8 protein-coding genes and 1 pseudogene are annotated in these 6,400 nt (G+C 41.7%); 1 reads left to right on the top strand and 8 read right to left on the bottom strand.

Going from position 1 to position 6,400, the window contains the following annotated elements; all coding sequences use genetic code 11:
- Window positions 1-233: 233 nt before the first annotated feature.
- The 4 genes and pseudogenes from Q0236_RS06100 to Q0236_RS06115 all read right to left on the bottom strand — a co-directional run bounded on the left by Q0236_RS06100 (window position 234) and on the right by Q0236_RS06115 (window position 1,924).
- Window positions 234-587, bottom strand: coding sequence for a hypothetical protein (locus Q0236_RS06100; RefSeq protein WP_297916071.1), 354 nt, complete (start codon window positions 585-587; stop codon window positions 234-236).
- An 18-nt stretch (window positions 588-605) separates the two neighbouring features.
- A pseudogene (locus Q0236_RS06105) lies at window positions 606-848 on the bottom strand (hypothetical protein); the annotation flags it as partial.
- Between the two features lie 54 nt (window positions 849-902).
- Entirely contained in the window at window positions 903-1,394 is a 492-nt protein-coding gene (locus tag Q0236_RS06110; protein WP_297916074.1) for a hypothetical protein, read from the bottom strand.
- A gap of 185 nt (window positions 1,395-1,579) precedes the next feature.
- Window positions 1,580-1,924: a hypothetical protein gene (locus Q0236_RS06115; protein WP_297916076.1), complete on the bottom strand. Its 345-nt coding sequence runs from the start codon at window positions 1,922-1,924 to the stop codon at window positions 1,580-1,582.
- A 415-nt stretch (window positions 1,925-2,339) separates the two neighbouring features.
- Between Q0236_RS06115 and Q0236_RS06120 the strand changes: the two genes are divergently transcribed.
- On the top strand, window positions 2,340-2,546 hold the full coding sequence (locus Q0236_RS06120; RefSeq protein ID WP_295152609.1) for a transcriptional regulator: 207 nt from the start codon (window positions 2,340-2,342) through the stop codon (window positions 2,544-2,546).
- Between the two features lie 9 nt (window positions 2,547-2,555).
- Here Q0236_RS06120 and Q0236_RS06125 read toward each other — a convergent pair whose 3' ends face one another.
- The 4 genes from Q0236_RS06125 to glyS form a co-directional block, all read right to left on the bottom strand.
- The gene (locus tag Q0236_RS06125) at window positions 2,556-2,714 is read right to left on the bottom strand and encodes a hypothetical protein (RefSeq protein ID WP_297916078.1); all 159 of its coding nucleotides are present in this window, start codon (window positions 2,712-2,714) and stop codon (window positions 2,556-2,558) included.
- A 189-nt stretch (window positions 2,715-2,903) separates the two neighbouring features.
- The gene (locus Q0236_RS06130) at window positions 2,904-3,437 is read right to left on the bottom strand and encodes a tyrosine-type recombinase/integrase (protein ID WP_297916080.1); all 534 of its coding nucleotides are present in this window, start codon (window positions 3,435-3,437) and stop codon (window positions 2,904-2,906) included.
- 89 nt (window positions 3,438-3,526) lie between these two features.
- Entirely contained in the window at window positions 3,527-4,219 is a 693-nt protein-coding gene (locus Q0236_RS06135; protein ID WP_297916081.1) for a CRISPR-associated endoribonuclease Cas6, read from the bottom strand.
- 62 nt (window positions 4,220-4,281) lie between these two features.
- Window positions 4,282-6,309, bottom strand: coding sequence for a glycine--tRNA ligase subunit beta (glyS, locus tag Q0236_RS06140; protein ID WP_297916084.1), 2,028 nt, complete (start codon window positions 6,307-6,309; stop codon window positions 4,282-4,284).
- Window positions 6,310-6,400 lie beyond the last annotated feature (91 nt).

The raw sequence follows: 6,400 nt of genomic DNA on the forward strand, positions 1-6,400 counted from the left end.
CTCAGGAAAATAGTCTTGATTTAGGTGAGCGTTGCTCTTGTGAAAGTTGAAATTATGAAAAAGCTTTGACCGGTAGGGGTGAGCGTCGCTGCGCTCCGCTCGGGGAACGAAAGATTGATTAAATTCTTTTCTTTCCCGGATTGTGATATTTCCCCAGCGCAAGCGATAGCGCAGCGCTCCCCCTAACGGTAAATAAGCTTTCGTAAATTCGAACGTTATTTCAACTATGACTATTAAGCCAAAAAGTCTTTTACTTGAAAAAGGTCTTGTCCGTTATGGACCAACGGATGGTTATTTCTTTTAGCTCTTTTTATCAGATCTTGGGTGTATTTGTCTAATTGATAGAAATCGTAGTTATATTTTTCTTCTTTTAGGGTTTTTCCTTCTCTATATCCTTTTATTATTCCTATAATAATAATAAATGGGAGAAGAGGAATGAAAATTATTAATGTTAATGTTTTTTCTAGTATCCAAAGTATGGCATTGCCTAATAGTTTAAATAGGGGCGCCGTAAGCTGACAAAATATCGCAAATAGCACTTCTATAACGAACCACGCACATATTATTATCGTTCCTATCATAATCATTGTTTATCCTTTTTGTGAAATAATAACATAATCGATTTCGGATATGATTTTTAATACGCCTGCACTTTTAAAACCGCCGAAATCATATACGCAGTTATCTATTGGCTTTGGTGTATCGGTAATGACGGCGTAGTTTGGGTAGATCTGCTCTATGCAGCTTGTATTGTTACTTTGCAGATAAAGCGATAGATCCTTTGCTATACTAAAGGCGAAAGGGGTCTTTCCTACTCCGCCTTTTTTATTTAGAATTGAGACAATCATTTGTGCGCGTCCTTTTGGTTTTTTAATTTTTTTAATGATATTAGTTGCTGTTATTTATCTAGGTCTTGAATATTCCAACCTACATACTATTCCTGTTTTTCCTGATGATTTATAGACCATTATTGGTTTAATTAATTTTATTTTTTGTTGTGGGTTGCGTGGATCATATTCGCTAGGATTAAAGGCTTCGTTCCTGTAGTTTGCGTATGCTCTTGAGCTATGTGCTCGGATTATGATGTCAACGTTTGAATTTGCTACTAATAATTCTTCAGCTACACTTCCCGGGAATTGTCCTGTTTTTAAGTTAGGTAGTGCAGTAATAATATAACTTATTTCATCGGGTGAATTTTTGCAAAAGTTTTCTAATTGTGCTACGGTTGAAAGATTTTTTACTTCTAAATTATATTTATTTGATATATTATTTGTTCCGTTTGGTGTAGTAATTGAATCAATCGTTCCTGTTACGCTATTTAAGGCGTCGTCTAGAACGCAGCCGGAAAGTGTTAAAGCTACTATTGTAGCTAAAGCTAGGGTTAAAAGTTTCATTTTATATCCTTTAATTTTTAGATTAAATGTTTGAAAATATTCGATTTTTGGATTTTGTTTTTAATCGAACGTTTATCAAACATATATTTTAAATCTTGTGAAAGATTTTAAAAGATCGTTAAGCTCTGCGGCTAAATTTTGCGACAAGGCTTAATGCGCGTCTCTTAAAATCAACTATCTTTTTATTATTTAAAAAAATCCTCGTGTTCTTTTCGATATTCTTGTTTTAAAATATACACCTTATCTTTTATTCTTTCTTCGCTGACATTGTAAACTGTATAATTTGAAAATATCTTCGGAACATAAAGTTTTTTCGTTCTTTCTGATGCTTGCGATAGAACATCAACTGCGAGGACAGCCAGTATGACCACTATAATACTAAGTAACATTGTTATAATGCTTAAAGAATTTCTCTTTTTTTCTGGAATTACGCCTTTTTTGTTAGCTATTGTTGCGTATATAGAACACATAATAAATGAGACGAACGCGGATATGAGGACAAAAATACATTTATCATCAACTTGTGCCATCACCACAGTCCTCGTCCATATAAAAAATGCGATAGCGCATATTACAAAGTTAAGAGCCGCAACGGCAAAACATAGTATTTTCTTAGTTGCTCCATAATTTTTCCTTTCTTGATTAGATTGGCAAGCAGCCACTTTTGCTAAAATTATCGTGGATAAAAAGACTAATCCATAAGCATCTTAATAGGAATATATTGCCGACTTTTTTTGTCATTTTGACGATTTTCCCACCATTTTTAAAGATTACTATCTGCATAACTCATATGCACTCCTTTGAAAAATTTCTTGGAATATTAATCACGTATGACTTAACTTAAAACAAAGAAACAATTCCTTTGTAAAAGTTAAAGGTCGGGAATTATTCCTTTGTTGAATAGATAGTAAATTTTCTTGAAAATTCCCATTTAAAAGGTAAAAAATGAGACATAACTTATCACAAAGAGATATAGCGGGAATTTTAAAAATCGATACAAAAACGCTTTATAATTGGCGTAAGAATAAACCCGAGCTTTATCGTATCGTAATGCTCGGGTTTAAATTTGACGAGCTGTTAAAGCAGGCGCAAAAAAATTTAGACGAGCTTCAAGACCTTGCGGAAGGAAATGCCGGCTTGCGTTTGAAGTAATTTTGCTTATCAAAACAGCGGCGTTATAGAATTTAAATAATCCCCATACCATTGCATAAGAGTCCTAATCTGCTCTATGGTAGCCTTTTTACGCCCGTATGATCTTTTCACTTCGTTTGGCTCTACGTGCGCTAAAGCGCTTTCTATAGCTTCTTCTGTTACGCCCAAGCTGTATAGCTGCGCTTTATGCGTAGAGCAAATGGTGCGGAAGGTGGCTCTAAAGCCGTGAGAGGTAGCTCTGCCCCTGTACTTATCCTTGCCGCCTAAATTTCTTATAGCTTTGCTTATGCTATCTCTGTGTAGATGACCTTCTGCGCTAGCAGACGGAAAGACGAATTTATCATTGCCACTAAATAGCTACTGCTCTTTTAAAATCTTTATGGCGTATGAGCTGAGCGCTATTTGATGAGCGGTCCTAGACTTCATCTCTCTTGCTTTGATAGTCCAAATTCTTTTTTCTAAGTCTATATCTTCCCACTTAGCGCTTGCGGTATTGGCAGGGCGATTGACGCAAAGGATTTGCAGATATAAGGCTCGTTTGGTAGCTAGATCTAGTTTATCATCCGTTTTTAGATCGTCAAGGAATTCCTTTATATCCACTTCTTCTGTTAAGGCGGGGTATTCGGCATCAATCTCACGGTTTTTATTATATCGACGGGAAGTAGGAAATTGTTTGTGTAGCATAGCGCAAGGATTGCGTCCAATATATTCATCATCTATGGCTATATCGAAAACTGCACCGCAATAATATATTAAACGATGAATAGTCGCTAATCTGCTTTCTTTGTTGTTTGGATTAAAAATAGCTTTAAAAATCTCTAAAAGCTCATCCCTCTTTATGCTTTTAACGTCTCTATCGCCTAATTTAGGTAGTATGTAAGTAGAAACCATATTAATGATTTTGGCTATATAACCTGCGCTACTTCCTTTTCTACGTTTCTGCTCTATAAGCTGATCGAATAGGCTTTTAAATTTATATTTTACTTAACTTGCTTTTCCTTTGCTATCTCCACAAACCCCGCTCCGCAGTTCATGCATCCGCTTCCGATACCCGCATCAAGGATTAAATTTATAAGCTCCGGTTGCGCGCAAATTTTCCATTTTGCTTGCCAAGCCTGGATCGGCGAGCGGTTATTGCCATAGTAAAAATTAAACGGATTTTGCAAATTTTGCCAGAGCAAATTTAGCTCAAATTCGCCGCTATATTTGCGTCCGGCAAGCGTTTCAAATCTTTGCAAAGCGTTTGTTTTCATCATCTCAAGATGCCTGGAGTCTTGCGGCTGCAGGTAAATTTTATGCCCCAAAAGCCCGCCTATAGCGCATGCTACGCAGCCTTGCAGCACTGCTTCGCTTTGTGCGGTTCTGTGTTCGCTAACAGCCACCGTCGTATCGCACAAGCAAAGCTCGCCTAAGCTTAACCCGTCTTTTAGCACCGCAAGCGCGATTATTTTTTCAAATTCCAGCTCATAAGAGGTAAATCTGATTCGCAAATTTGCGCCATTTAAACGAAAATCAAAATTCGTTCGTTTAAAAATTTTACCGCTTGGCTCGTGTTTGTACCCCTCGTGCTCGGCGCTTGGCAGATAGCGGTAGATGTAGCCCTGGATGAGCTGAGGTAACGCTTTTGAAATTTTTAGATTTTCGGTAGGCAGCCTCGAATTAATCGTCAGCATTTCATATCCTTTGAAATAGACTTTTAAATTTTAAAACCGGCCCAAATTCCGCCCCAGATCATCTAAAATCCGATCTCTTTTATATCGGCGATCTTTAAAAATCCTTCGTAAATTTGACCGATATTTGCGATGCGGTTTGCGCGCACTGCGGCATCCTCGGCATTTATCATCACGCTATCGAAGAATTGATCGATCCTGCTTTTTAAATTAAATAGCGAGCGCAGATAGCCTTCGTAATCCGAGCCCTCAAATTTTATCGCGCCAAACGCCGCATTTAGCGCCCGCTCGGCGTCGTGTTCGAACAGCCGCTCATCCACGGAGCCGATCTTTTCGTCCTTGATGATATTGGCTAATCGCTTGAAAGTGGCGAAATTCTCCTTAAAATCATCCGCCGACGCGATCTTACTAAGCGCCAAAATCGCCCCGCTTAGGCGCAGCAGATCGTTTTCGCCGCTTGCGATGCACGCCTTGATCACGGATGGATTGACGTCCTCGTAGATGCCGTAGAGCCTATCTTTGATGAAATCCAGCAACTTTTGCTGATCGAAATTCTTATAATTCGGCGCGATACGCTTTATCAGAGCCGCTACATCGAAGCTCAAGCCCTCATTCAGCACGATCTTAATAAGCCCCGCAGCGGCGCGACGGAGCGCATACGGGTCTTTGTTGCCGCTTGGAGCCTTGCCTATGCTAAAAAGCCCCGCGAGCGTTTCAAATTTCATCGCAGCGGCGATCACGCTACTAAATACGCCGCTAGGCAGCGCGCTGTCCTCGCCGCTAGGCAGATACTGCTCGCGTATCGCGCGGCAAATCGGTTCGCAAAACCCCGCGTGCTCGGCGTAGTACCCGCCCATAATGCCCTGCAGCTCGCTAAACTCGCCCACCATCGTGCTGGTAAGATCGGCCTTGCTAAGCATCACGGCGTCTTTGACGCAGGCGTTCATATCGGCGCCTGCGAGCTCGCTTTGCAGCCGCGGCGCATAAGCCTCGGCTAAAATTTGCGCCACGGCGAGCTCGCGCAGCTGTTTATCATAAACCGAACCGAGCCCGTCCAGATATGAAATTTGCTTTAGCTTTTCGGCGCTAAATTCGGCCTTCAGATCGCTTTGCCAGAAAAACATCGCGTCGCTTAGGCGCGCACGCAAGACCTTTCCGTTACCCTTTACGATGAGATCGTTATCCTGCGTGACGGCATTGCTTACGACGACGAAGTGATTGCTGAGTCTTCCCCCTTCAAAAACGGGAAAATAGCGCTGATTCTCCTTCATCGAAGTGATGATCGCCTCTTTCGGCACGCTTAAAAATTCCTCATCAAAGCCCCCGAGTAGCGCGGTCGGATACTCCGTGATCGCCACCACTTCATCAAGCAGATCCTCGTCCGTATTGATCTTAAAGCCGTGTTTTTTCTCCAAATTTGCAAACTCGTTTAAAATTTTCTCGCGTCTTTTGCGCGCGCTTAAGATCACGCCGTTTTTTTCCAAAAGCTCGAAATATTGCGCCGCGCTTTTAAATTTTATCTTTTCGTAGCCGAATTTTCGGTGCGGGAAAAACGCCGCCTCGCTGCGCACGCCGTAAATTTCAAAATCCACGTTCGCTCCGCCGAGCAGACACGCCACGCCTCTGATCGGGCGGATGAACTCAAACTCGCCCTCGCCCCAGCGCATCGCGCGACCGAAATTTAGGGATTTTAAAAGCTCCTCTATCATCTCGCCTAAAATTTCACGACTCGCGCGCCCTTTTTGCACCGCGGCGTGATACAGCACCTCTTTGCCGCCCACCTGCCGAAACTCAAGCTCGCTTTCATCGATGCCGCATTTTTTGGCAAAGCTTAGCGCCGCGGCAGTCCATGCGCCGTCTTTGAGCGCGACGCTCTTTGGCGCGCCAGTGGTTACTGCGGTGCTATCGCTTTGGCGCTCGGCGAAGTCTTTGTGAAAAAACACGAGCCTGCGCGGGCTGTATTCAAACTCAAACTCGCTTTGCAAGCCGTGTTTTTGCAGCACAGCTTGCCATTTCGGAGCGATATTTTCGCGCTCTTTTAAAAACGGGATCGCGGGCAGCTCCTCGACTGCGATTTCAATAAGTAGTTCCATTTTAATCCTTTTTTCGTTGATTTCGTTTTTCATTTCGTTCAAGCATCTGTTTATTAAATCCGACGATTAAAAATATCATAAATGCCACAAA

Source organism: uncultured Campylobacter sp., from assembly GCF_938031315.1.
Lineage (GTDB): Bacteria > Campylobacterota > Campylobacteria > Campylobacterales > Campylobacteraceae > Campylobacter_B.